The sequence below is a fragment of the Paraglaciecola chathamensis S18K6 genome (assembly GCA_000314955.1).
Taxonomy (GTDB): Bacteria; Pseudomonadota; Gammaproteobacteria; order Enterobacterales; family Alteromonadaceae; genus Paraglaciecola; species Paraglaciecola chathamensis.
Genome location: BAEM01000040.1, coordinates 106,412 through 130,890 on the forward strand (window position 1 = coordinate 106,412; position 24,479 = coordinate 130,890).

Annotated in this window: 22 protein-coding genes, 2 tRNA genes and 2 pseudogenes; 16 read left to right on the forward strand and 10 right to left on the reverse strand. The window is 44.4% G+C overall.

The window, feature by feature from the left end:
• Positions 1-2 precede the first annotated feature (2 nt).
• Complete coding sequence (locus GCHA_RS14870; protein ID WP_007989626.1) at positions 3-413, forward strand: MerC domain-containing protein; 411 nt, start codon at positions 3-5, stop codon at positions 411-413.
• Between the two features lie 207 nt (positions 414-620).
• Here GCHA_RS14870 and GCHA_RS14875 read toward each other — a convergent pair whose 3' ends face one another.
• From GCHA_RS14875 to rsgA, 4 genes are all read right to left on the reverse strand, one after another.
• Positions 621-1,313 carry a glycerophosphodiester phosphodiesterase gene (locus tag GCHA_RS14875; protein WP_007989627.1) on the reverse strand — a complete coding sequence of 231 codons (693 nt, stop codon included), beginning with the start codon at positions 1,311-1,313 and terminating at the stop codon, positions 621-623.
• Positions 1,314-1,322: 9 nt separating this feature from the next.
• Positions 1,323-2,189 carry a DMT family transporter gene (locus tag GCHA_RS14880; protein WP_007989629.1) on the reverse strand — a complete coding sequence of 289 codons (867 nt, stop codon included), beginning with the start codon at positions 2,187-2,189 and terminating at the stop codon, positions 1,323-1,325.
• A gap of 2 nt (positions 2,190-2,191) precedes the next feature.
• Positions 2,192-3,052 carry an archaetidylserine decarboxylase gene (gene asd / locus GCHA_RS14885; protein WP_007989631.1) on the reverse strand — a complete coding sequence of 287 codons (861 nt, stop codon included), beginning with the start codon at positions 3,050-3,052 and terminating at the stop codon, positions 2,192-2,194.
• Between the two features lie 172 nt (positions 3,053-3,224).
• Positions 3,225-4,253, reverse strand: coding sequence for a small ribosomal subunit biogenesis GTPase RsgA (gene rsgA, locus GCHA_RS14890; protein ID WP_007989632.1), 1,029 nt, complete (start codon positions 4,251-4,253; stop codon positions 3,225-3,227).
• A gap of 112 nt (positions 4,254-4,365) precedes the next feature.
• Here rsgA and orn point away from each other — a divergent pair, with 112 nt between their 5' ends.
• The 7 genes from orn to cynS all read left to right on the forward strand — a co-directional run bounded on the left by orn (position 4,366) and on the right by cynS (position 10,894).
• Complete coding sequence (orn, locus tag GCHA_RS14895) at positions 4,366-4,911, forward strand: oligoribonuclease (protein ID WP_007989634.1); 546 nt, start codon at positions 4,366-4,368, stop codon at positions 4,909-4,911.
• Between the two features lie 174 nt (positions 4,912-5,085).
• Positions 5,086-5,160: transfer RNA gene (locus GCHA_RS14900), tRNA-Gly, on the forward strand.
• Positions 5,161-5,443: 283 nt separating this feature from the next.
• Positions 5,444-5,518: transfer RNA gene (locus GCHA_RS14905), tRNA-Gly, on the forward strand.
• 385 nt (positions 5,519-5,903) lie between these two features.
• Positions 5,904-6,887: a hypothetical protein gene (locus GCHA_RS14910; protein ID WP_007989637.1), complete on the forward strand. Its 984-nt coding sequence runs from the start codon at positions 5,904-5,906 to the stop codon at positions 6,885-6,887.
• 895 nt (positions 6,888-7,782) lie between these two features.
• Positions 7,783-8,649, forward strand: coding sequence for a formate/nitrite transporter family protein (locus tag GCHA_RS14915; protein WP_007989640.1), 867 nt, complete (start codon positions 7,783-7,785; stop codon positions 8,647-8,649).
• 5 nt (positions 8,650-8,654) lie between these two features.
• A complete protein-coding gene (locus GCHA_RS14920; RefSeq protein WP_007989641.1) occupies positions 8,655-10,397 on the forward strand; it encodes a bifunctional protein-serine/threonine kinase/phosphatase in 1,743 nt (580 codons plus the stop codon).
• 50 nt (positions 10,398-10,447) lie between these two features.
• A complete protein-coding gene (cynS, locus tag GCHA_RS14925; RefSeq protein WP_007989644.1) occupies positions 10,448-10,894 on the forward strand; it encodes a cyanase in 447 nt (148 codons plus the stop codon).
• 442 nt (positions 10,895-11,336) lie between these two features.
• On the opposite strand, the pseudogene GCHA_RS23320 reads toward cynS, so the two are convergent.
• Positions 11,337-11,675 (reverse strand): annotated as a pseudogene (locus GCHA_RS23320) (methyl-accepting chemotaxis protein); the annotation flags it as partial.
• A 210-nt stretch (positions 11,676-11,885) separates the two neighbouring features.
• Positions 11,886-12,641 (reverse strand): annotated as a pseudogene (locus tag GCHA_RS23325) (PAS domain-containing protein); the annotation flags it as partial.
• 314 nt (positions 12,642-12,955) lie between these two features.
• Between GCHA_RS23325 and GCHA_RS14935 the strand changes: the two are divergent.
• Complete coding sequence (locus GCHA_RS14935) at positions 12,956-13,921, forward strand: MBL fold metallo-hydrolase (RefSeq protein ID WP_007989647.1); 966 nt, start codon at positions 12,956-12,958, stop codon at positions 13,919-13,921.
• A gap of 85 nt (positions 13,922-14,006) precedes the next feature.
• Here GCHA_RS14935 and norR read toward each other — a convergent pair whose 3' ends face one another.
• Positions 14,007-15,605, reverse strand: a complete 1,599-nt coding sequence (gene norR / locus GCHA_RS14940; protein WP_007989649.1) for a nitric oxide reductase transcriptional regulator NorR — start codon at positions 15,603-15,605, stop codon at positions 14,007-14,009.
• A 571-nt stretch (positions 15,606-16,176) separates the two neighbouring features.
• Here norR and hmpA point away from each other — a divergent pair.
• On the forward strand, positions 16,177-17,367 hold the full coding sequence (gene hmpA, locus GCHA_RS14950; protein WP_007989654.1) for an NO-inducible flavohemoprotein: 1,191 nt from the start codon (positions 16,177-16,179) through the stop codon (positions 17,365-17,367).
• Between the two features lie 17 nt (positions 17,368-17,384).
• Here the strand turns inward: hmpA and GCHA_RS14955 are convergent, their stop codons facing one another.
• Together GCHA_RS14955 and GCHA_RS23225 are read right to left on the reverse strand one after the other, a co-directional pair.
• Positions 17,385-18,056 carry a glycoside hydrolase family 3 C-terminal domain-containing protein gene (locus tag GCHA_RS14955; protein WP_318248990.1) on the reverse strand — a complete coding sequence of 224 codons (672 nt, stop codon included), beginning with the start codon at positions 18,054-18,056 and terminating at the stop codon, positions 17,385-17,387.
• Between the two features lie 26 nt (positions 18,057-18,082).
• The gene (locus tag GCHA_RS23225; RefSeq protein WP_318248991.1) at positions 18,083-18,397 is read right to left on the reverse strand and encodes a glycoside hydrolase family 3 C-terminal domain-containing protein; all 315 of its coding nucleotides are present in this window, start codon (positions 18,395-18,397) and stop codon (positions 18,083-18,085) included.
• Between the two features lie 106 nt (positions 18,398-18,503).
• On the opposite strand from GCHA_RS23225, the gene GCHA_RS14960 reads away from it, so the two are divergent.
• Entirely contained in the window at positions 18,504-19,313 is an 810-nt protein-coding gene (locus GCHA_RS14960) for a pseudouridine synthase (RefSeq protein ID WP_007989656.1), read from the forward strand.
• Positions 19,314-19,480: 167 nt separating this feature from the next.
• Here GCHA_RS14960 and GCHA_RS14965 read toward each other — a convergent pair whose 3' ends face one another.
• Positions 19,481-20,035, reverse strand: coding sequence for an S-methyl thiohydantoin desulfurase domain-containing protein (locus GCHA_RS14965; RefSeq protein WP_083881854.1), 555 nt, complete (start codon positions 20,033-20,035; stop codon positions 19,481-19,483).
• A gap of 259 nt (positions 20,036-20,294) precedes the next feature.
• Here GCHA_RS14965 and GCHA_RS14970 point away from each other — a divergent pair, with 259 nt between their 5' ends.
• The 5 genes from GCHA_RS14970 (at position 20,295) to GCHA_RS14990 (ending at position 24,174) form a co-directional block, all read left to right on the forward strand.
• Positions 20,295-21,908, forward strand: a complete 1,614-nt coding sequence (locus GCHA_RS14970) for a methyl-accepting chemotaxis protein (RefSeq protein ID WP_007989660.1) — start codon at positions 20,295-20,297, stop codon at positions 21,906-21,908.
• Positions 21,909-22,097: 189 nt separating this feature from the next.
• Positions 22,098-22,697, forward strand: coding sequence for a DUF502 domain-containing protein (locus tag GCHA_RS14975; protein ID WP_007989662.1), 600 nt, complete (start codon positions 22,098-22,100; stop codon positions 22,695-22,697).
• Between the two features lie 361 nt (positions 22,698-23,058).
• Positions 23,059-23,364 carry a hypothetical protein gene (locus GCHA_RS14980; RefSeq protein ID WP_007989664.1) on the forward strand — a complete coding sequence of 102 codons (306 nt, stop codon included), beginning with the start codon at positions 23,059-23,061 and terminating at the stop codon, positions 23,362-23,364.
• A gap of 4 nt (positions 23,365-23,368) precedes the next feature.
• Entirely contained in the window at positions 23,369-23,806 is a 438-nt protein-coding gene (locus tag GCHA_RS14985) for a hypothetical protein (protein WP_007989665.1), read from the forward strand.
• Between the two features lie 98 nt (positions 23,807-23,904).
• Positions 23,905-24,174 (forward strand): hypothetical protein, encoded by a 270-nt coding sequence (locus GCHA_RS14990; protein WP_007989667.1) that lies wholly within the window; start codon positions 23,905-23,907, stop codon positions 24,172-24,174.
• Positions 24,175-24,479: the final 305 nt, after the last annotated feature.

The following is a 24,479-nucleotide window of genomic DNA, read 5'->3' on the forward strand; positions in this document are numbered from 1 at the left end:
CAATGCAAGTAACAGAAGATAAATCACTATTAGATAGACTAGGCATATGGGCCTCCAGTTTATGTGCTGTGCATTGTCTTGCTTTGCCCATTCTGATCCCTTTATTGCCTTTAGTTGGCGCAAGCTTCTTTGCCCAAGACTGGTTTGAAAGAACTATTTTGTCTTTGTCGATGATTGTAGGATTCTGGGCGCTATTGTCTGGTTTCTATCGTTATCACCGCCAGATTTACCCTCTGTACAGCTTGATGTTAGGCGGGATTATTTACTGGAACAAAGACATGTTTGGTGAAACTTACGAGCCATTTACGATTGCTACTGGGGCCTTGTTGATAATAGGGGCGCATATCGTTAACTTAAAACTGTGCCAAAGTTGTCATAGCTGTGAGTCAGAAAACAGCTGCTCGACCGACTAATATACGCCCTGACCAATTCGAAAAGTGCACTGCATCAATTGTAGTGCAAGCGTTCCGTTCCAGCCGGCTTGAAAGCAGACTAATGTTGCCGCTGTCTTTTTAAAATCCGTCTTAGTTAATACCAATTCCAATCAATAATTAATCACTCAGCGAAAATTTAAAAGAACTTAGTCAAGGCGCTTGAATGAAGTAATACCGCCGATACTGTTACTTTGCTAAAAATGCTTTGGCTTTGCCAGGACCGTTGCTAAAAACACCATCGACTTGCCAACTGGCTAAGGTTGCTAGGTCGGCAGGTTGGTCAACTGTGTAAACAAAGAATTTTAGACCTCTTTGCTTGGCATCAAGTACGAACGCCTCGTCTACGAAACTTATATCAGCATTGACCGAGTAGGCATTCAATGCCTGAGCAAACGCGGCGTATTCTATGGGCTTACTTGCAGTTAATGCACCTATTTTCAAATCTGGATTATGTGCTTTAATACTACGAAGTAGGTGATGATCGAAAGAAGAAACAATGAAATGATCCAAGGTGAAATTCAGCTCGTGAATGGCTTTTTCAATGTTGTCCAGCACTAGCTGCACATCCGACACACCCTTGATTTCAATGTTGAGTAAACATCTGCCAGCAATGCATTCCATGACTTGCCACAGAGTAGGGATGCGTTCATCTGATCCTGCATTAAGCTGTTGTAGTGCTTCGAAACTGTGGTCTTTGAGCTGGCCGGTGCCGTTGGTGGTGCGATGAAGCCAGTGGTCATGAATAACCACTAGCTTGTCACCGTGTTGGTGCACATCAATTTCAATACCGTCACAGCCTTGCGTTAGAGCTGCTTTAATGGCGAGTAAGGTGTTTTCTGGTGCGTCAGCACTGGCACCGCGATGAGCAAAAACAAGCATGAGGTAGGCCTATTTCTTGTGTAGTTTTTGAGTGTTAACAGTTTCGTACAAAGCAGCTGATATCACCAATAATCCACCTACATAAGTTTGCCAGTTTGGTTGTTCGTCGAGTACGATTATGGCCAGAATAACGCCATACAAAGGCTGCATACAGGCGACGAGTGAAAAGGTTTTTGCTCTTAAGTGTTGCAAGCTCGTAGCAATCAGAGCATGAGGTACAGCGGTGAAAAACGTGCCAAGCAAGGCTAGGTATACGTAGGTTTTTCCGCTGGCATTGAACAAATCTGGGCTAATGAAAAAGCTTAAACAGAAAAATATCACTAGGGTTTGGTAGGCCATAGCTAACGAGCCGCTATAGTGAGAAAAATATTTTCTGTGGCAGACGTTGCGAAACGCGTAAAGCACTGCTGAGGTGACACCCACTAAAATACCTAAAGTAACGTCATTTTGTAGAGAGACTTCAGGGACAATCAGAAAAATGCCAATGAGTACTACAAGTGCGCTTAAAATATCTTGCCAGACCAAGCGGATGCCTTCGAAAAAAGGTTCGATTAATACGGTGATAACAGGGAAAGTGAAAAGTGCGATCATGCCAACAGACACACTAGAGTATTGCATAGCCGCGAAATAACTTACCCAATGCGCAGCCATTAACAGCCCTAAGCCGATGCCAATAAAGTAATCTTTTTTGCGCGCAAGAGTGAGTTTGCCGCCATTCATTTTCACTAATGTAAATAAAGCTAAGCAGGCAACAATTGAGCGGCCGAAGGTGATATCAGTCGCTGAAAGGGGGATCACTTTTGAGAAAAGTGCTGTCGCCCCCAGCAAAATAACGGTGAGGTGTAGAGACCACAGGCTCTTTTTAACTGGATCCACAACTATTGGGTCAAAGTAGCGAAAACATCACCGAGGCGAGTGTCATCTCCAGCGCTATAATCTGCTAACTCCACCATGTCAGGCTCAAAACAAGCCACTATGGTTGAACCTAATTTAAAGCGACCTAATTCATCACCTTTTTTAAGGAAAACGGCTTCTTCACCTTCACTTGGGTACTGCCAGTGCACCACATTTTTGCCTACTGGTGGTGAGACTGTGCCCGCCCAAACCGTCTCAATGCTAGCCACAATCGTTGCACCAACCAATACCATGGCCATCTTACCTTTGGGGGTATTAAATATTGCCACAACACGCTCGTTACGGGCGAACAATCCGGGGACGCGTCTAGCGGTCAATGGATTTACTGAAAATAAATCACCCGGTACATACACCATGTCAGTTAATTGGCCATCCATAGGCATGTGAATACGGTGATAATCTTTAGGAGCTAAATATACAGTGGCGAATTTACCATTTTTGAATGGCGCCGCTAACTCAGGCTTACCGCCTAGCAAGGTCGTTAAACTGTAGTCATGGCCTTTCGCTTGAAAAATACTGTCGTGTTTAATGTCACCTGACTGGCTCATCGCGCCATCAACAGGCATGGCTAAGTCTTGCTCATTAGGGCAAATAATTCGAGCGTCATCTTTTAATGGGCGGGTGAAAAATTCATTAAATGACGCGTAATCAGCAGGGTTTTCCCGCTCTGCTTCAGCCATGTTGACCTTATATTGCTTGATAAATAATTTTATCAATGCGGTGGTTAAGCCACCGGCCTCTGCTGCCGCAAGCTTGCCAACTATCCTAGAAATCAAATGCTTAGGTGTAATGTATTGAAATGCAATTTTTATCGAGTCGAACAAAATGAGAATCCTAAAACGAAAAGTTTTTACCGCCAGCGATTGTACAGTAATATTTTATTGAGTGGGAATGATGATAAGCACGACTAGCTATATGCTAGTTAATAATGGTGAGAAATATTGACAGTGTGTATCGATGCAAATGCAATTTCTCATCCTTGGGACCTTGCTAACCCTACACTTTACTGTGTGCAGGGCGCTGTTCGTCTAAATTAGACAAAATCTTATGGTAGCTTTCGTAACGCAACATACTGATTTCACCTTTTTCAGCCGCTTGGCGAATGATGCAGCCAGGGTCGTCTGCATGCGTGCAGTCACGAAACTTGCAGCCACCAATGTAATCTCTAAACTCTTTAAAGCCCCAGGTTAAGCGTTCCATGGGCATATGCCACAGGGCAAACTCGCGGACACCAGGTGAATCAATCAAATCCCCACCTTGGGGAAAATGCAGTAACTTAGCCGTTGTCGTGGTGTGTTGGCCTAAGCCTGAATTATCTGACACTTCATTGGTAATCTCTTTGGCGTCAGGCAGCAACTCATTGATTAGACTAGATTTACCTACCCCAGACTGACCTACAAATACGCTGACCTTGTCTTTTAAACACAGGGCTAAATCGCTAATACCTGTGTGTTTTTTACAGCTTGTGTACACTATACGGTAACCAATATCGCTGTAAATTTTGAGCTGCGCTTCAACCTCAACTCGTTCTTCATCGCTGAGCAATTCAACCTTATTAAGCAAAATAACAGGTTCAATGCCTACATCTTCTGATGCCACCAAATAACGATCGATAATGTTTAACGACAATGCGGGAATAACCGAACTGACGATAATGATTTGATCTATGTTCGCCGCTACCGGTTTTACCCCATCATAAAAATCAGGGCGTGTGAGCACAGATTTACGGTCTTGGACTATTTCGATAACGCCACTGATGCTCTCGGTGCCATCTTTGCCCGGGCGAAATAACACATCATCGCCACATACCACGCTAAGAACAGTACGGCGAATATGACAGCGGTGAATATTGCCTTCTTTATCTTCAACATCTGCGTGTTTACCGAAACGGCCAATGACACGACCAGATTGTTGGTCTGCCAGTTGGTCTTCGCTAGGAGTGCTTGCCGGTTCAGCTAATCGCTTAGTACGATTATGTGAAACTTGACGACGTTGTTTATGGGTAAGTTTTGGTTTTTTCGCCACAGGTGAATGTCTGCATTTTCTTCTAATATCTAGTATTATGGTAACGTTAGCTCGGTCGGAATTATAGCAATTCCGTTCAACAACTTAATTTAGCGCGATTTTAGGAGAAACCATGGCGGTGGATGCACAAAACCTTGTTTGGATTGATATGGAAATGACGGGATTGCATCCTGAAGTAGATGTGGTGCTCGAGATTGCGACTATTGTCACAGACGCCAACTTAAATATCTTGGCAGAAGGCCCAGTACTGGCCATTCATCAATCCGATGAGGTGCTGAACAACATGAACCAATGGTGTATAGACACCCATGGTAAGTCAGGATTGACCGAGCGTTGTCGCAAAAGCACAATAGATGAACAAACCGCCGTGGCCGAAACTATTCGCTTTCTTGAAAAGTACGTCCCTAAAGGGGCTTCTCCTTTATGCGGTAACACCATAGGGCAAGATCGCCGTTTTATGGTGAAGTACATGCCAGAACTGGAAGAATATTTTCACTATCGAAATATTGATGTGAGCACGTTGAAAGAATTGGTCAAACGCTGGAAGCCAGAAGTGTTAGATGGCTTTAGTAAAAAAGGTGTTCATTTAGCGTTAGATGACATTCGTGAATCCATTGCGGAGCTGGTGTATTACCGCCAACATATCTTTACCATCTGATTAAATGGATGCCCGAATTGTGCTTTTCTTCAACGCAACGTCGATAAACTGAGCACTTAAGCAAATCAATTTCATATAAATGCAAATTAACCCTTGCGTCCCCAGCCAGTTTTTGTAAAATGCGCACCCGCTGTCGATGACAGCGGGTGATTTTGTCATAAATCATAAATTGACGCGGGAATAGCTCAGTGGTAGAGCACAACCTTGCCAAGGTTGGGGTCGCGAGTTCGAATCTCGTTTCCCGCTCCAAATTTGAAAGCGTTAAAAGTAACGGGCGATTGTTACTTAGTTCGCAACCCCAAGGGGTCACGATCGAGCGTCGACCGCAACGCAGTTGCCGTAACGCGGTTAGCGCTGCAAATTTGAACATGACAAATTCAGAAAGCACCACATCATTATGCGGGACTAAATTGTCTGGAACAATTTAGAACAGCCAAAGGCTGGCCTAGCAGGCAAAATACAGGATGTATTTTGTTATAGCTCAGGAACTGAGCAGTGACCATGAAGTACGTGCAAAGCACAACATCATTATGCGGGAATAGCTCAGTGGTAGAGCACAACCTTGCCAAGGTTGGGGTCGCGAGTTCGAATCTCGTTTCCCGCTCCAAATCCGAACGTGTTAAGAGTAACGGATAATTGTTACTTAGTTCGCAACCCCAAGGGGTCACGACAACGCGGTTGCCGGATACAAATCTCGTTTCCCGCTCCAAATTTGAAAGCGTTAAAAGTAACGGACAATTGTTACTTAGCTCGCAACCCCAATGGGTCACGACAACGCGGTTGCCGTAATGCGGTTAGCGCCCCAAATTGTATATCGTCTCAGATATTTCACTAATTCAAAAGTACAAGCTCACCGATATTGGCTCGCGATAACGCACTTGCCGGATTCTAAACTTTCTAAAATCTTTAAAGAAGACACCCATGTTAAAAATGGTTAATTTTCATCCCTCAACTACACTTGATGCGTGTTCTACTTTATTGGGTCGACTGTTATGCCTCAGTCACGAAAAAGCCAAATCAGTTTAATCGATACGCCTTATTATCACTGTGTGTCCCGTTGTGTACGCCAGTCTTTCTTATGTGGTACGAATGCGCTTACAGGGCAGAGCTACGAACATCGTCGTGGCTGGGTTGAAGCGCGTTTGTTGTTTTTATCTACCGTGTTCGCAATCGACATATGCGCTTATGCAGTGATGAGTAATCATACCCATGTGGTGCTTTGTGTGGATAAAGCCTTAGCTGATAAATGGGATACCGAATCGGTACTAAAGCGTTATCACACGCTTCATAAAGGTACGTTACTCACGCAAAAATTTATAAACGGTGATACCTTAACCCAAGGGGAGTTAATCACCCTTGATGACACCGTTGAAATTTACAGAAAACGCTTGTACGACATCAGCTGGTTTATGCGTGACTTGAATGAATATATTGCTCGTCAAGCCAATGAAGAGGATGACTGCACAGGCCGGTTCTGGGAAGGACGATTTAAATCTCAAGCCTTGTTAGATGAAAGTGCCGTGCTGGCTTGTATGGCCTATGTGGATTTAAACCCGATTAGAGCGAAAATTGCAACAACACCTGAAACAGCAAAACACACCAGCATCAAACAGCGTATTCACGCTGCTAAACATCATCAAGCCCAGCCAAGTACGCTAATGCCCTTTGCGGGAAACCCGAAAGAAAACATGCCCAAAGGCATTGCTTACTCCCTCAAAGACTATTGTGAGCTTATCGATAGCACGGGTCGCTGTATTCGTGATGATAAGGCAGGTTATATCGATAACACTCAAAGCCCTATTCTAGAAAGACTAGGGTTAGACTCAGCACAGTGGTTAGCCTTAACCACTGAATTTGAAAAACACTTCTGCTACGCCGCAGGTGCAGAGCAAATGATGAATGCCTTTAAGCGCCATACTCATCATCAACGAATACGGGGGATGGGCAAAGCAAAAGAGCTACTGAAGCGCGCTTAAACTTAAACTAATCTCAACAAATACACTTAATGCACTGCTTGTGACGCGGGCGCTTGGCTCAATTTCACTTACCTCTTCCAATTTGTTCTCAATCTCCACGAAATTCCATGAAAACCACCAAATAGTCAGCTTAAAATTACGGTTACTTTGTATCACGTTGAATTCATACGATTGAAAAGCAACGTTAAAGCATAATTGAATCGTTTTTTACGCTTATAAACATGGCTGTCTTTATATTTTTCTACTTTGTAAGCATGGGTATTTATATGAATTAAACATGGGTGTCACTGTAAATTACTTACCTCTTCCAATTTGTTCTCAATCTCCACGAAATTCCGTGAAAACCACCAAATAGTTAGCTCAAAATTACGGTTACTTTGTATCACGTTGAATTCATACGATTGAATAGCAACGTTAAAGCATAATTGAATCGTTTTTTACGCTTATAAACATGGCTGTCTTTATTATTTTTCTACTTTGTAAGCATGGGTGTTTATATGAATTAAAGGTGGGTGTCACTGTAAATTATTGCTGGTTTCGTGCGTGCTTTGGATGTTGTCTCACTTTGAGTTTACGCTGTGCGCCAAAATGTGGCATTGCTGGTGAGTTCTGGTTGATTATGCACCATAGTGCGTCAAGTGGAAAAGTAGTGAATATCTTAACTGACTGAAATTATTATATTTAATTCGTTGGCATAGGATTTGTAATAGGCACTATGAGTTCGGGGGATTTTGCCCTCTCAAACAAATTGATTCTGACGACGGCGTCTAGTGTTTCTGCTTAAACAGCGGAAAGACTGACGCCGTTTTTTTGTTTGTTTGAAAGGACAAAATTTAAGAATTACCCGAACCACTTTTAATACTGGCTAAACACATTTACTTAAACGGGGTTCAAAATGGCTTATTTATTACCATCAGAGTTTGCCACCAAAATGGTAGACGCAGGGGAAGCAAAAATATTCATGTCTACACGAGATACTATTATTCGTGCTTACATGGCAGGGGCCATATTGGCTTTAGCGGCAGTATTCGCAATCACTATTGCTGTGCAAACTGGGGTGTTCTTAATTGGCGCAATCTTATTCCCAGTTGGTTTTTGTATGCTTTACCTTATGGGGTTCGACCTATTAACCGGTGTGTTTGTGTTAACGCCATTGGCTTTGCTTGATAAGCGACCGGGCGTTACCGTTCAAGGCGTGTTACGTAACTGGGGCTTAGTCTTTTTAGGTAACTTCTGCGGTGCATTAACCGTTGCGATAATGATGGCGTTCATTTTCACCTATGGTTTTAATACTGATCCAGGCGCTATTGGTAAAAAAGTTGCCTCAATCGGCGAAGCGCGTACCTTGGGTTATGCCGAATTTGGTACGGCCGGTTGGTTCACTATTTTCATTCGCGGTATGTTATGTAACTGGATGGTGTCGTTAGGTGTGGTGGGTGCAATGATTTCAACACACGTAAGCGGTAAAGTCATCGCCATGTGGATGCCCATCTTCTTGTTCTTCTTCATGGGCTTTGAGCATTCAGTAGTGAACATGTTCTTATTTCCATTCAGCATTATTTTAGGTGGTGATTTCTCCGTCATGGATTACCTAGTATGGAACGAAATTCCGACTGCCCTAGGTAACTTGGTTGGCGGCTTAGCCTTTACCGGTTTAACCCTTTACAGTACCCATGTGCGTACCGGCAAAAAGCGTGACTTGCCATACAGCAAAACACCTGATGTTGCTGCAAGTTCAGTCGCAAAGCACGCATCTCGTTAAGCGATATGCATCTAGCTAAAGTAGCCGTTGGCCAGCATTCAATTGCTGGCCTTAAACCCATTAATCAAGACCATTGCGGCTCTCACTGTATTCATGACGCCCAAAGTAGATTAAAGGGACAAGTACTCGCTATGGCAGACGGCATTGGAAGTAGCTCAGTCAGTCAAGTGGCGAGCAAAGCGGCTATCAATAGTTTTTTACAGGATTATTACGCCACCTCTGATGCCTGGTCTGTTGAAACCTCCGCGAAGCGGGTGCTGCAATCAATTAACGCATGGCTACATGGTTACACCAAGCAAAGCGAATTTCGCTACGATATTGAAAAAGGCTATGTTTGCACCTTTAGTGCGATAGTCATAAAAAATAACACTGCACATATATTTCACGTGGGTGATGCTCGAGTGTATTTGCTGCGCAAAGGCGTTTTAGAGCAACTATCCAATGATCATCGCCACTATGCAGCTCAAGGGCAAAGTTACCTCAGTCGTGCATTAGGCATGCATACCCAATTGGACATTGATTACTCGTCGCTAGCTTTGTGCCAAGGGGACGTGTTAGTGATGTGTACCGATGGTGTACATGAGTTTTTGCCACCCACAGATTTACTCAATGGCTTAGCTTCTATTGCGAGCGTGCAACAGGAACAAGATATTAACGCGCTTGCTGAGTCTTTGGTGCAAACCGCGTTAGCTAACGGCAGCGACGATAATCTGACCTTACAAATCGCCTATGTTAGCCAGCTTACACCTTCGCAAGATAAGCCCGTTACAGACGTGATGACCGCTTTACCCTTGCCTCCAACGCTAGAGGTTGGGCAAGTGTTTGATGGGTACCGGGTGATCCGATCGCTACACGTATCGGCGCGAAGCCATGTGTATTTAGTTGAGGATACACATACCGAGCAACATTGGGTTTTAAAGTGTCCATCTGTGGACTTGTCTGACAATGAACAATTTCTGGAACGTTTCTGTTTAGAAGAGTGGATAGGGCGAAGAATACATAATGCTCATGTATTAAGTGTGCCACCCAGTGAGCGACCCAAACAGTATATTTACGTGCTGACCGAGTACGTTCAGGGGCAATCGCTACGTCAATGGATGACAGATAACCCTAATCCTGAGTTAGAAACAGTCAGGGGGATCATTGAGCAAATCGCTAAGGGTCTACAAGCTTTTCACCGGCTCGACATGCTGCACCAAGATATTCGCCCAGAAAACATCATGATTGATGAAAAAGGCACCGTAAAAATCATTGATTTTGGCTCAACAACAGTCGCTGGTTTACAGGAAATTGGTCAAGGTTGTAGCAATAGTGAGCTCCTAGGCACCGCATTATACATGGCACCGGAATACTTTTTAGGAGACGTGGGAACCACTCGCTCCGATATTTTCTCATTGGCTGTATTGACCTACCACATGCTAAGCGGGCGCTTTCCTTATGCCACTCACGTGGCTAAAACTCGCACGCTTGCGCAGCAAAAACGCCTTATTTATCAACCCGTGCGTGATGAACATAGTGCTGTTCCTGCTTGGCTGGATGCCACATTAAACAAAGCGTTAAAGGTCGAACCTTATAAACGATACGCAGAACTTTCGGAGTTTATCCACGACTTGCGCCATCCAAATGCAGATTTTGTGCGCCAATCAAAACCACCCATTATGCAGCGAAATCCGGTGGCCTTCTGGCAAGGTATCGCCAGCATACTACTGATTAGTAACGTTTACTTTTTATACTTAATTTTAACTTAATTATTTATTTACTTAAAAATAATCAATCACTTACACTTTGGAGAAAAATAATGCAAAACAGAGAACAAGTCACCCAAGCCATTTTGTTGGCAAAAGTACAAAAAGGTATTACTTGGCAACAGGTTGCTGAGCAAGTGGGTCAATCAAAAGAGTGGACTACAGCAGGGTGTTTGGGGCAAATGACCTTCAATGCTGAGCAAGCGGCAGTAGTGGCTAAAATATTTGATTTAGATGAAAACGCAGAAGCCTGGTTGCAGGTGGTTCCCTATAAAGGGTCTTTTACCGAGGCAGTGCCAAGCGATCCGTTATTGTATCGTTTGTATGAAATGATCAATGTCTACGGCTCAACGATCAAATCCCTGATCCATGAAGAATTTGGTGACGGAATTATGAGTGCAATTGATTTTTCAATGGACATACAACGTGAAGAGAACAGTGCAGGCGATAGGGTGAGTATTGGCTTGTCAGGAAAATTCCTACCGTATAAATCTTATTAAACAGCAGCGGTCATTACCTACCTCCAAATTCAGATATCTGGAGGTAGGTTGGCCGCTAAAAACCGTTTAGGTCGTTTCATCGGACTGCTCTATCACACTGCTTTAGCCCGCAAGTATTACGCAGTAGAGTCTTCTTTCTCTCGCCATGAATAACCTTTCTGCGCTTTAGGTGCTTTGCTTTGGCCCTATGTCGCGCATACCGATAGTTTCTGAATGCGGTGCTTATACCATCCGATTTTATTAAGGGAGCACGCAGGGAGAGTATAAAAAGTATGCCCCAGCGCCCTCTGCTCTGCATTATCAGTATTTGAGGGGGATACAACCATTACTACATAGCGTCGCGTTAAGTAATAACCGTTGGGTGCATTCTGAGGGGACGACTTAATAACGAGGAATGGTATTAATCAAATGAGTAGGGCAGTCGGCACTGCCCTAATATTTTTTACTCACTCTCATCGCGTAAGCGATCTACTGTTTCACTAACGTACTTAGCTCCTGTTAATACCTCTTCGATTATATTTGCCGCTTCTTCTATTTGCTTCGCACTTTCTCGTGACTGTTGATGAATGCTGGCAATACTGTCTTTTGCTTGTTGGGTGAGTTCACTGTTGCTTGTTACTAAGTGCTCAATTCCGGCAGTAGAGCTAACAGTGCGCGCCGCTAGAGTACGCACTTCATCAGCAACTACAGCAAAACCACGGCCGTATTCACCAGCTCGGGCGGCTTCGATGGCGGCGTTGAGGGCCAGTAAATTTGTTTGATCGGCTATTCCGCTAATGGTGGTAACAATTTTTGATATTTCATCAGAACGTTTGTTCAGTTGCTCGATCAAATCAGTAGATGTCAGGGTGCTGGTAACAATGGCGTTTGAAGTATCCACACTACGTTGCAAAATAACGGCCCCGTCTTTGGATATTTTGGCAGTTTGCATCGAGGTGCTATAGGCAATTTCGGCAGCTTCTTGGGTGGCTAGCTGCTGCAAAATTCGCGGCGTAATATTTGATGCAATTTTTACCACTTTAATAACTTTGCCGGCGCTGTTAAAGACCGGGTTATAGGTGGCTTCTAACCAGATGGTTTGCCCGGTTCGCGTTAGCCGGCTGAATTGCCCCCCTTTAAAGTCTCCTTGGGCTAGCTCTTCCCAAAAGTGTGGGTTGTCGCGATAAAAATCCTCAGTACAAAACATCTTGTGATGTTTCCCGACGATGTCGTTTTCATTCATGTAACCCATGGTTTGAATAAAGTTTGTGTTTGCGCTTATGATTTCGCCCGTTGGCGTAAATTCAATTAACGCATTGGAGCGATCAAGTGCTTCAAATATGGCTGTTTGGCTGTCTAAGCGCGCTTTTTCGTTGGTAATATCGTTGGCAATTTTCACGATACGTACTATCTGCCCATCTTGTTCGATCGGAAAATAGGTTGCTTCTAACCACAGATCACTGCCGTTTTTACGTTTACGTAAAAATGTGCCATTAGCACTCTGTCCGCGGGCTAAGCTCAACCAAAATGCGCGATAGTCGGATGAATTTGATTCTTCAGCGGTGCAAAACATACGATGATGTTGACCTTTTATTTCGTCGATGGTGTATCCAACGGTAGATAAAAAAAGTGTGTTCGCCTCTAAAATCATCCCTTCTGGCGTAAACGAAATCGTTGCACAGTGGCTCTCTAAAGATTGAATAAACGAAGCCTCGTAGCTGGTCGTTTTTATCGAGTCCGGTAGCGATTTTGCACGGGAAAAAAACATGGTGTAGCGCCTTTTTAGTTATCATTTAAATGGATGGAAAATAACTTACCTATCAATATTTGTGATAGTAGGCTAATAATATAGTAATACACCTTGCTTTAATGTGGTTTTAGCGGGCTTTCATTAGTACTGAAGATAATTTGGTTGATTACACTGAGAACCTTAAACTAGCCTAGCTTTTATCACTTATAAATTGTGCTTTCATGGCGTGAATTTAATACAACGTAGTGCTGGTATGGCGAATCTCACGCTTTTAGGGGCATTAAAAAGCTGCTAACGTGGTCTTAATCGTCTCCACAACAGGGTAGCAATTTATGAAAAGCACAAAATTAGCTCGAGGTTTGTTTTTATCGTCCAGTTTAGCGTTAAGTTGTTTTTTGCCAACTCAAGCGTTTGCTCAAGACAATGTTGAAGCGTCATCTTCTAGCGGCTTTTATCGAACTCAATTAGGCCAATTCACCGTGGTAGCCCTAAGTGATGGCACGGTAGATTTACCCATGGATAAACTACTTCATCAAGACGCGGAAAAAACCAAGCAACAATTAGGCAAGGTGTTTTTAAGCGTACCAACTGAAACTTCAGTTAATGGCTATCTCATTGATACAGGTAGTGAAGTACTGCTAGTAGACACCGGCGCTGGGTCTTTATTCGGCCCAACTCTAGGTAAGATAACAAGCAGTTTGCAAGCTGCTGGGTATTCTCCTAGTGATGTAAATCACATATTGATTACGCATTTACATCCAGATCATGTAGGTGGTTTGGCAAAAGACGGTCAGCGCGTTTTCGAAAATGCCACAATACACGCAGGTCAGGCTGATCTCGATTTTTGGTTAAGCAAAGCGCAAATGGACAAAGCACCCAAAGACAGTAAAGGATTTTTCCAAGGTGCGATGGCTTCGCTTAATCCTTATGTTAGCGCGGATAAAGTCAAAGGCTTACAGGGCGATGAGCAAATTGTGCCAGGCATAAAAACCGAAGCCACCCATGGGCATACTCCTGGGCATACCTCTTACATGGTGAGCAGTGAAGGGCAAGAAATGTGGGTGATTGGCGATCTAATCCACGCTGGGGCAGTACAGTTTCCTCATCCTGAAACCACAATTGATTTTGATTCGACTCCCGAGCAGGCCAAAGCCCAGCGCTTACGGGTTTTCTCTACTATTGCTAACAGCGAAGCCTTGGTCGCTGGCGCTCATTTGCAGTTCCCTGGTTTAGGGCACTTACGTAAAACGCAAAGCGCTTTTCATTGGGTACCTGAAAACTTCCGTCGCCTTCGTTAGGAGGCGATTAGCGGAGCCAAGCAAGTATAGAAACAGATCTGTTTAGGTATAGGCCAGTCAAGGAGCTGGCCACAAAGTTAGCAAGCTACAAGAAGCGCGTTTGCTGTTTAATGTGCTTCTCTAAACTAACACCTAGTCTTTTCGCTAAACGGGCTAGGTTAGCTCGGTCCATTCCTAATTGTTTTGCCGCGTTGGTCCAATTTCCGTTGTGCACGACAAGGGTGTCTGAAATATGTTGCCGCTGAAAATCTTCAGTCAGAGATTTTAAGGGGGTTTGCTCCTTAAGGTGCGCTGCTAATGCCTCTTTGGGCTTTAATTGAGGTGGTTGAGGCGGCTGCGCTAAACCAGTTTCAAAGTCTAAATCGGTTAATGAAATCGAAATAATATCTTGTTGTTGTGCATGACGTGTTGCTTTTAGTGATGCTCGGCTAATCACATGCTCAAGCTCGCGAACGTTGCCTGGCCATGTATATTCCAGTAGGGCATTTTCAACATCAGGGCGAATTTTTAGTTGGCGCACCCCGAGTTTGCGAGCGGTGACTTCTAGAAAGTAACCTGCAAGTAATAGAATGTCGTTATTGCGTTCTTTTAAGCTAGGAATACGAACAGGATAAACCGAAAGACGGTGGTAAAGATCAGCTCGAAAACGACCGACTTTTACTTCTTCCGCGAGATTTCGGTTAGTCGCAGCGATTACCCGCACGTTGACCATGGACACCTGATCTTTGCCTACAGGCTGTATTTCACCGCTTTGTAGCACACGCAGGAGCTTACCTTGCACACTCATTGGCAGTTCACCTACTTCATCTAAGAAGATCGTTCCTCCATCGGCTAATTGAAATTTTCCTGGCCGTTCTTTTTCAGCACCACTAAATGCTCCTTTTGCATGGCCAAATAATTCGCTTTCAGCCAATGTTTCAGGGATTGATGCACAGTTTAAGTGGATCAGAGGATGGTTACTGCGCTCAGAGCTGCGGTGCAAAGTTCTTGCGACTAACTCTTTCCCCACACCGGTTTCACCTAAAACGAGCACGGTATAATCTGAACTAGCGACTAACTGAATATCACTTTTCAAAGCCTGCATGCTTGGGCTATTGCCTATGAGCTCTCCCCCGTCTCGTGTCAGTGCTTCATGGGTTAACTCTTGAAGTAAATCCTGTGCTTGCTGTGCTCTTTGTTCTAACGCTTTTAACTGTATAGCTGTTTTTAAAGTGGCTGCCGACAGGGCTGATATCAGCTGCAAGGTTCGCTCTGAAATATCATTGAATGCGTTCGGTCTTAGGCTATCTAGGGTTACGACTCCTATCAGCTTATTATCGCTATACAAGGGCAACCCCATACATGAATGCACAGGTAAATCTCCGTCTTTTGCTAGTAGTAAGCCATCGTAGGGATCTGCCAACGGGGAGTCAGAGGGAAATCGCAAGGGCTGAGTTGCTGCGCATATTAGCGCCAAGCGAGGGTGATCACTAAGCTTAAAACGTCGCCCTAGCGTATCAGGAGCTAACCCTTGGGTGGCTAAGGGCGTTAGCTGTTCGCCCCGATTCACTAATAATACCACAGCCTCACAGTTAATCGCCTTTCGAATAGAGGACAGCAATCTGTCAAAACGATCTTCGTTGGTAATGCTATTGGCAAGATCTAGCGCCACTTCTAATAACAGGGTTGAGTTGAGCTCTGGCATCTAACCGTTCCATGTAAATATCGTTGGATAATTATGACATGAGTTTGCACTAGGTCATATTTATTCTTATGTGTCTTTTTGACTCTTTTATTTGAGTCATAATGACTCTTTTTGGTTGGTTTTTTCCCGTAATGTATTGTTTTTTAAAGGTTTATATTGTTGGCATTATGGGTGCAATAGGCAATGCACCCAGCCGAAAAAACTTGGCTTGGTACACAGCAGAACTAAATACGCAGGCTATAAATGTCGCATTTTGTTTGGAGCAAACCGTCAAGTGGCTTAGGGAACATAATTAACTTGGCTAAGGCTAATTTGGGGAGCGTGCGATGCGTGCTGGGCCTCAGTATTACTGTGAATTACCGTTCGCTGATTGGTTTATACAAGTGTCTCAACTCGCTTGCTATTTGCTTATGGGTGATTAATACAAGGGCATTTAAATTTGCGTAAGCGGAAAAGCGTATTGTCAAAACTTCGCAGCCCAAAGGTATGCATTCATCCCAGCGCAATGTGCGCTCTAGTCATTTAGTTGCTGTTAATCCTATTTATTATTATTCATCCTAAGAGGTTCTTTATGTTATCAGCACACACTATCGCTACTGTGAAAAGCACTATCCCGTTATTGGAATCTGCAGGCGTTGCGATTACCGATCATTTTTACCAACGGATGTTTCGCTTAAATCCTGAGCTAAAAAATATTTTCAATATGGCTAATCAAGCTAATGGACGTCAGCAATTTGCTTTATTTAATGCGATTGCAGCGTATGCAAAGAATATTGATAACCAGGGAGTGCTTAGTGAGATTGTTGAGCGGGTCGCACAAAAACACACTAGCTTTTTTATTCAACCTGAGCACTATGATATTGTGGGTCATCACTTAATTGAAACCCTGCGAGAGCTGGCTCCAGAGGACTTCACCCCAGATGTGGAGCAAGCCTGGAGTGAAGCATACGGCGCACTGGCAGAGGTGTTTATTAACCGGGAAGGGGAGTTGTATCGTCAAACTGAGAAAGCCCAAGGAGGCTGGTTAGGCACCCGTCAGTTTAAGGTGTTAAGCAAGACGCCTGAGTCGTCTTTGGTTACCAGTTTTATATTATCACCAGTGGATGGTAAGCCCGTTGTTGGCTACAAGCCAGGTCAGTATTTGGGGATTAAAGTACAGCCTAGGCACTGTGAATATGCGCAGATGCGCCAGTATTCACTATCCGATAAGCCGAACAGCGAGACGTATCGTATTAGCGTCAAGCGTGAGTTGGGCGAGGTCAGCGGCTTAGTTTCGAATCATTTACATGAATCGGTTGCTCAAGGAGATGTAATTGATGTGCTGCCGCCGGCAGGTGATTTTTTTCAACAGAATCTACACCTACCTACCGTGCTTATTTCTGCTGGCGTGGGGCTCACTCCAATGATGTCGATGCTTGAGGCCACCATCGACAGTCACCCAAGCACAGCGATCCATTTTTTGCATGCATGTGAAAATCCCCAGCAGCACTCGTTTATCAAGCGAGTTAGCGAGCTTGAGAAAAATACACCGCAGCTTGCCACACACACTTGGTATGCGCACCAAGCACCTCAGGCGGATAATATATCCTCTGGTCTGATGTCGCTCTCACCGTTAGCGAATAAGTTACCTTTGCGCAGCGGTAATTTCTATATTTGCGGGCCAGCGGGCTTTATGAAGTTTATTAAGGATCAACTGATCGATTTAGGTGTGAAAGAGGCACAAATTCATTACGAAGTCTTTGGTCCTCATAGTGATTTATAAAAGCTGAACGATAAGCTTCATTGAATATTGCCAGCCCGTCGGAGCTGGCAATTACTACACAAGTAAAATTGTATTTCTTGACGCAGGTGAGCTGCGGCGTCTAACTCAGTGCTTCGCTCACTAGGCAATGAATCTCCTACAGCTAAGCTGTAACGTCCTTGTGGCCATACACTTTGCCCTTCATTATTGATCTGATACAGATCCTTAGCTTGAATCGTTAGCTCAACGTTGCGCTTTTCTTTTGCTCCAAGATGGACGCGTTTGAACGCTTTAAGGCTGCTAATAGCTTGGTTATCTTCGCGGCTAACGGGCGATAGGTAAGCTTGAATAACGGTCTCGCCGGCAGTGTCCCCACTGTTTTCTACCTCTACACTGAAAGTAAAAGCTTGGTCTTGGATAGGTTTATTTTGGCTGAGCGTAAGTGCATTAAAACTAAATTCGGTGTAAGAGCGGCCAAAGCCGAATGGATACAGAGGCGCCTTTTCAAGGAACTTGTAGGTTCTGCCTGACATGGCGTAGTCATCGAAGGGAGGCAGATCGTCAATTGTTTTTACGAAGGTGAGCGGCAAATGACCTGATGGGTTTGTATCCCCAAATATCACATCAGCCACTGCATTACCGCCTTGCTCGCCTGGATACCTGCTCCATAGTATGGCATCCGCCAATGGGTCTAATTCGCTGATATCCACTGGGCTGCCTGCAGCAACAACTAATATCAGCGGGCTTTTTTATTTTTTGCAAGTTGCTTTACATAATCTACTTGATTCTGGGGTAAGGTGATGGCCACTCGATCAGCTGAAGCAATTGCATCGACCTCTTCTCCTTCCATATCGGCAGAAACCCCCACTACCGCGATCACCGCATCCGCTGTTTTAGCCACTTGGGGAGCCCAATTTAGCGGGTTGATATTGTCGTGAAACGGCAGTGCCCCACTGCGATAATTTAATGATGACCCCAAAGATACTTTACCTGCAATACCCTCTAAAATACTGACCAAGCTATCAGAGATGCCGTAATAGTTGCCAATCAATAGCGTTTTTTAACGCTAAGAAAATTTGCCCATATCTACTGGGGCGGTGTTGTGCTACCAGCAAATAAGCATTTGCTATCCGATAATTTTGAGGAAAAGCGATGCTATGGCGCAACAGGGGGCTGTGGCATACTGTGCGTTGTTAGTGTTCGTTATTGACGGGCACGCATTGAACACCTTTTTTATTTTCGAAATTCATCCTTGGAGCCCTATGCCGGTACTGAAACGCCTCGATCAATTGCTGAGTAATTTAGGCTATTGCAGTCGTAAAGAAGCCCGTTATTTACTGAAAGACAAACGTGTCACCGTGGCGGGTGAGTATGCTAAGTCGCCCGCGCAAAAAGTGGATGCAGCCACAGTGCTGGTGGACGGTGAGCCACTTGATTTCCCAGAAGGCATTCTGGTTATGCTCAATAAGCCACTGGGTTATGTATGTAGCCATGATAGTGGTGAGGGTATGCGTATATACGATTTACTGCCTGAGCGCTGGGAGTTTAGAAACCCCAAAATTGTCAGCGTAGGTCGCTTAGACAAAGACACCACTGGGCTGATTTTAGTCACCGATGATACCAAGTTGGTACATCAGCTAACGTCACCAAAACACCATGTAGACAAACTGTACCAAGTCACTGTGAATAGCCCACTGCAACCTGACATCATAGAGGCATTTGCTAAAGGTGTGGTGCTCGGCGATGGTGCGGAACAATGTTTACCCGCAAAAGTAGAGATAATCAGTGAAAATGTGGCTAACGTGACGCTAAATGAAGGTAAATATCATCAAGTTAGGCGAATGTTCGCTGCTTGTGGTTATCATGTGGAAGCGCTACATCGCAGCCAGTTTGGCCCGTATTCTTTGCACGAACCAGGACAAGACTTAGGGCAAGGTGAATGGCAAGTGGTTGATTTTCCTGCTTAACGCTACGTTTCATTGCTAAGGCCACGCGTCCTTACTGAGTACACCGCAATAGCGATACACCGTCAGATTAATGTGTGATTTGTGAATGCTGTTCAACAAGCATACGACTCACTGAACAGGCACTTTAAAAAATTGGGCCGTTTTTAACTGATGTGATTATATTCGGCTCAAGCCGACTTTAGCTTTGTGAAATGCTTAGCAACCGCGCTTTGGTAATCTTGCTCAACTCCCGCGTATGCAGGCCCAAATGCAGCTAAGCCTTTTTCGGAGGTGAACTCTTTCGGGGCTGGCAAAATCACTACCGCCAAATTATCACCTACGCGGTGATGGGGGTTGGTCACCGGTATGTTTTGGTCCAGATCCAGAATGCAGATCAAATCAGGAATGGTCACATCCACCACGCCGTTAAGGCGCGCTACCATGTTCTCGTTCTTTACCTCAATAGAATAGGTTGCACCTTGGTATTCGCCCTGTCCTTGAATATGAATTACCCCTAGCGTGAACCCATCTTTGGTTTCAAAATGAAACTCTTTAACGCTACCACGAAATGCCACGTAACCTGAGGCGCACTCGGCAATGGCACTGGCGATATCACTCTGTGTTTCCGCTGCGCGGCGCATTGTTTGTCCGACGGTTAAAGCTTTACTAATAGTGCCAGGAATAACCGCGTCACAGGACTGTTTAGTTTGGGTTGGTTGGAGTTGACTTGATTGTGCATGCAAATACCAGCGAGTTTCATCTTTTTGTAAAAAAACGAGAATACAATCGCGCGGTTTTTACCTCGCCAACCTTGTTTTTTTGTTGCTAGCGACAAAATGGCGGGTTGTGGGCATTTTCTACTAACAAAGTCTGAATAATCGACGATATAACAAAGAGTATGTGTACCGAGTGTTCACAACGTCATTTACATGTTGTGTTCGTTGCTTAATGTGAAATAGCACTTAGGTGTTAAGTATTTGAAATAGGATAAATCTTGGTACTATGAAAAAATTAAGCTCGAAAGTCTTAATTGTGCTTGTGGTGTTTGTAGCTGTGCTCGGTGTTATTTCTGCATTAACCATCAATAACCTTAATTCTCATGTTGTTAAATACAGTGACTTGCTTGAACGCGACGTAAAAGCCACTTTATTAATCGACACTATCAACTTGACGTTCAAACGCCAAGTACAAGAGTGGAAGAACGTTTTATTGCGCGGCAAAGACAACGCAAAGCGTGAAAAATATTGGAAAAGCTTTCTCACACGGCACAAAGAAATCAGCCAACACCTGTCAACTTTCAAGAATATCGAGGTAAGTGACGACGTACGGCAGAAACTCAATACCTTTGCAATTAAGCACGAGGCGTTGCTCACGCAATATCAAAAGGGATATGCGGCCTTTACCGCATCTGGGTTTGACCCGTTTGTCGGTGACAATGCCGTAACAGGCATTGACCGGGCTCCTACTAAGTTATTAGAAGCGCTAAGTGCGCAAATAAGCGCACATGTGATTGCCCAAAATGCCTCCCAAAATCGACAAGTCGCTAGTTCATTATGGTGGGGAAGTGTCAGTTTGATGTTAGCCATAGTGATAGGAGTGGCTATTTTATTGTGGTGTATTAAGGCATTAGTGACCACACCGCTACGACAGTTGAGTCAGCATATTTATGCAGTGAGCCAAGGTAAGCTTGCAGTGCCTATGACCTTCGAGCGCAGTGACGAAATAGGCCAAATGGCAGCATCGGTAGAATCGTTGCGCGTGGATTTATTGGAGATTTATTCTGGCTTAGGGGCAACCCAACAAGACTTAGACCGAGTGTGTTTCAGTTTGGTAGACAGCGCTGGGGCGATAAGCCAAGGCGTTACCGAGCAAAACCAAGGAACGGCCAGCGTGCAAAACGCGGTACAGCAATTATCAGGGGTGGCACAAACCATTGCTGAGTATGTGCATCATGCTGCGGATTCGGCAACACGGGCAAGCCATTCAGCTGTGACCAGTATGGATGTTATGCAGCAAACCATTGAAACGATTTCAAGTTCGTCGCGGCAGATTGAAGACACGGCCAAAGTGATTTCTGATTTAAACGAAGATGCACGTAAAATTGGTACTGTGCTTGACGTGATCCAAGGCATTGCTGAGCAAACTAACCTACTTGCTTTAAATGCGGCAATAGAAGCTGCCAGAGCGGGGGAGCATGGGCGCGGGTTTGCTGTGGTCGCTGACGAAGTGCGTACATTAGCCGCTAAAACCCAGCAATCGACGGAAGAAATTCAGCAAATGATTGCCAACGTTCAGCAAGGTACCACTGATGCCGTAAACGCTATTAGCCAAGGCCAAGATCAAACCAAGTTCAGTGTAGATAAAGTCTTAGAAGCCGACGGAAATTTAAAAACTGTAACCGGTGCTATCGAAGAAATTGCTGGTGTGAATCAACAAATTGTTGATGCCATTTCACAACAAAGCAGTGTAACAGAGCAGATCTTGAGTCATCTGAATGAATTAAGCCAAATAGCCACATTAAATGGCCAACACGCGCAGTCTTGTGATGAAGATAACCTGACCCTGATGGACGTGAAAAATCGCATGGCAACGATCATTCAAAAATTTGTTCAATAGCTGTTAGTCGATAACCTAGTTTATTGTTTGGGCTTTTCGGCGCTAACAGGTGCACTTACGAGTTCATTGGGATATCGCTTACGGCTTTTCTCATTCCTGTTGAAAACGTGATAAAATCTAAATAAATCAGCTAACTAATGCAGCTACGTGATGACACTCAGCTGCATTCCTCCTTCTTAGAGTTGACACATGTTAAAAAAAATAATGCTGCTGGTGGTTCAAGGCTTGCTGGCTGTTGTGCCCATTACGCTTACTATCTATGCCTTGTATTGGCTTATAACAAGTGTTGAACGCACGCTAACACCTATTATTCCAGCGCAATACTACTTCCCAGGTTTGGGAGTGGTGACAGGCATAGTTCTGTTATTTTTCGCGGGTTTATTGGTTAACGCCTATGTCATTAAAGTGCTGCTGCGCTGGGGTGAGCGTCTTTTTGAACGTATTCCTTTGGTTAAAACCTTTTATGGCGCTATTCAAGATGCGGTAAATTTAATCAATGTAGGTAAGCAACAAAAGATGCAAAGTGTGGTGTCGGTTCAAATTAGCGACAGTATTCACTTAATTGGCTTTGTGACCAATATTGAAGGCGGAAAAACGTTATTCAAAGACGAAGAAAAAATCGGTGTTTACATTCCTTTAAGCTACCAAATCGGCGGCTACACCTTATATATAGACCGCAGTAAAGTGACGCCACTGGACATAGACGTCGAATCAGCCATGCGTATTGCCCTAACAGGTGGTAGCCAATCTAAGAGTGATTTTGATAAGCCAGAAAGTAAAACTGACTAATCTTTAAACAGTGTTTTGTTGGCAAACTAGCCTACCGACCTAAGTGTCTGCAAATGCAGGCGTTTAGGGCGCCTCTGCGCTAGGCAGAAAGAGGAATTTTTATCCCGTAAAAAATGCACGCCTTGTGCAATAAATTCCCACCCCCTCTAGTAAAACTGTCTTGTATTGGATAACCCACCCTCAGGAAGGCCCCGCGTTTGCTGGTAATCGCTGCATATTGGACGTGTGGCATAGCCATTGCTTTATCTCTAGTAAGTCGCTAGCTAAGTTAGATTTTCTAATTTTAGTTAGAAGGATTGTAGCTAACGTGGTCTACCCAGTCTTTTGATTGCTACCGCCACAAAATCGTAAGGGGATGAACATGGAAAATGCAAAAACGACGACAGCAAAAAACACAACGAATACGGATTCGCCAGTGTCAAAACGTGCTCAAGAAGCATTGCACGATTCGGTCGACGCAGTAGCTGGTAAAGCAGCTAAAGCGGAAAAGTCAGTGCGTGACACCGCTCATCGCTCAGCTGAATCCCTAGGTGAAACCCACGACAAAGTGCTTAAACAGTGGAATGGTTCACAGGTACGCCGTTTCGCATGCGAAAACCCAGTTGCTACTGTCGGGATCGCATTTACTGCGGGTATGTTATTGACATCATTATTACGTAAGCGCTAGTCAAATGGAGATGCCTAACCCGGACAAGGAGCGTGTTGCTGAAGGCCAAGAGCCTCAGCAGGTTGAGCTTATAAAGGAAATTATCGGGGCTGCTACTGACGCCGGCAAACGTTACCAGCGTCAGTTAGCACTGGCTAAGAACATGGCAAGACGCGAATGGAAATTATCTGTTCGCGCCTTGGTGTTAGTGCTAGTCGGTGTGTTGTTACTGGTTGCTGTGGTAGCCACATTGTGGATGACGCTTAACGCGACACTTGCAATGGGCCTATATCAGCTAGGGCTTCACTGGATGTGGATAGGAAGCGGAGTTTTACTGCTAAACGGTTTGGTATTGCTAGGTATTGTCTCTACGATTAGGGCGCTGTTGAAACACATAGGGTTTAGTCGAGCGTGGGATGTCTTAACGCTGAGTTTAGATCCAACATCTGAAACACCGGATTAGATATTTTCCTCAGATGAGCATTAAAGTGAGTCTCAGGTTGAGGATGATGTTGAGCAAACATCCAAGACATGAAAACGCTAACGCTCCATAGGAGACTCATGATGTTAGAACGACACTTTTTAAGTCGGATATTGCTTGGTAGAAGGCTTACAACGGTTGAGCAAATAGAGCAACAGGCGTATGTAAATCAACAAACTATTTTAGCAAGAAAAGAACAGATCATTAGCGCAAATAAGGAATTATGTAGGCAACCAGCCACGCCAATTGCTGCATTTGCCACGGGGGCTGCTGCCGGTATGCTGGGTGGCAAAAAACCAGCAAGTTTCCCTTTAGTCATGCGTATTATTGGTATGACAGGATTAATGTAACGTTAGTCAGCCACGGGCGTTTATTCGTCACTAACGTTGTAAAAAGCTTAGCTATGTCTAAGCGCGTGCGCACAGTTTTTTAGGAGTCACAAATCTCACCAAAGGCAATATTCCTCTGCCGCTTTTCTGTGACTCCTTTTTTATTCATGGTTCAGCACTAGCCTGTTATCAAGTTTGATAGCAGGCTAGTGTGACTGATCGACTCTTCGTTTAAATACCAATTCCTAGATTTGCATGTGTCTATTCTTTTGTATGCTCTTCTCTTCGCTGTGAGGCTTGGGCTATATGTAAATCTCCACTGGGCA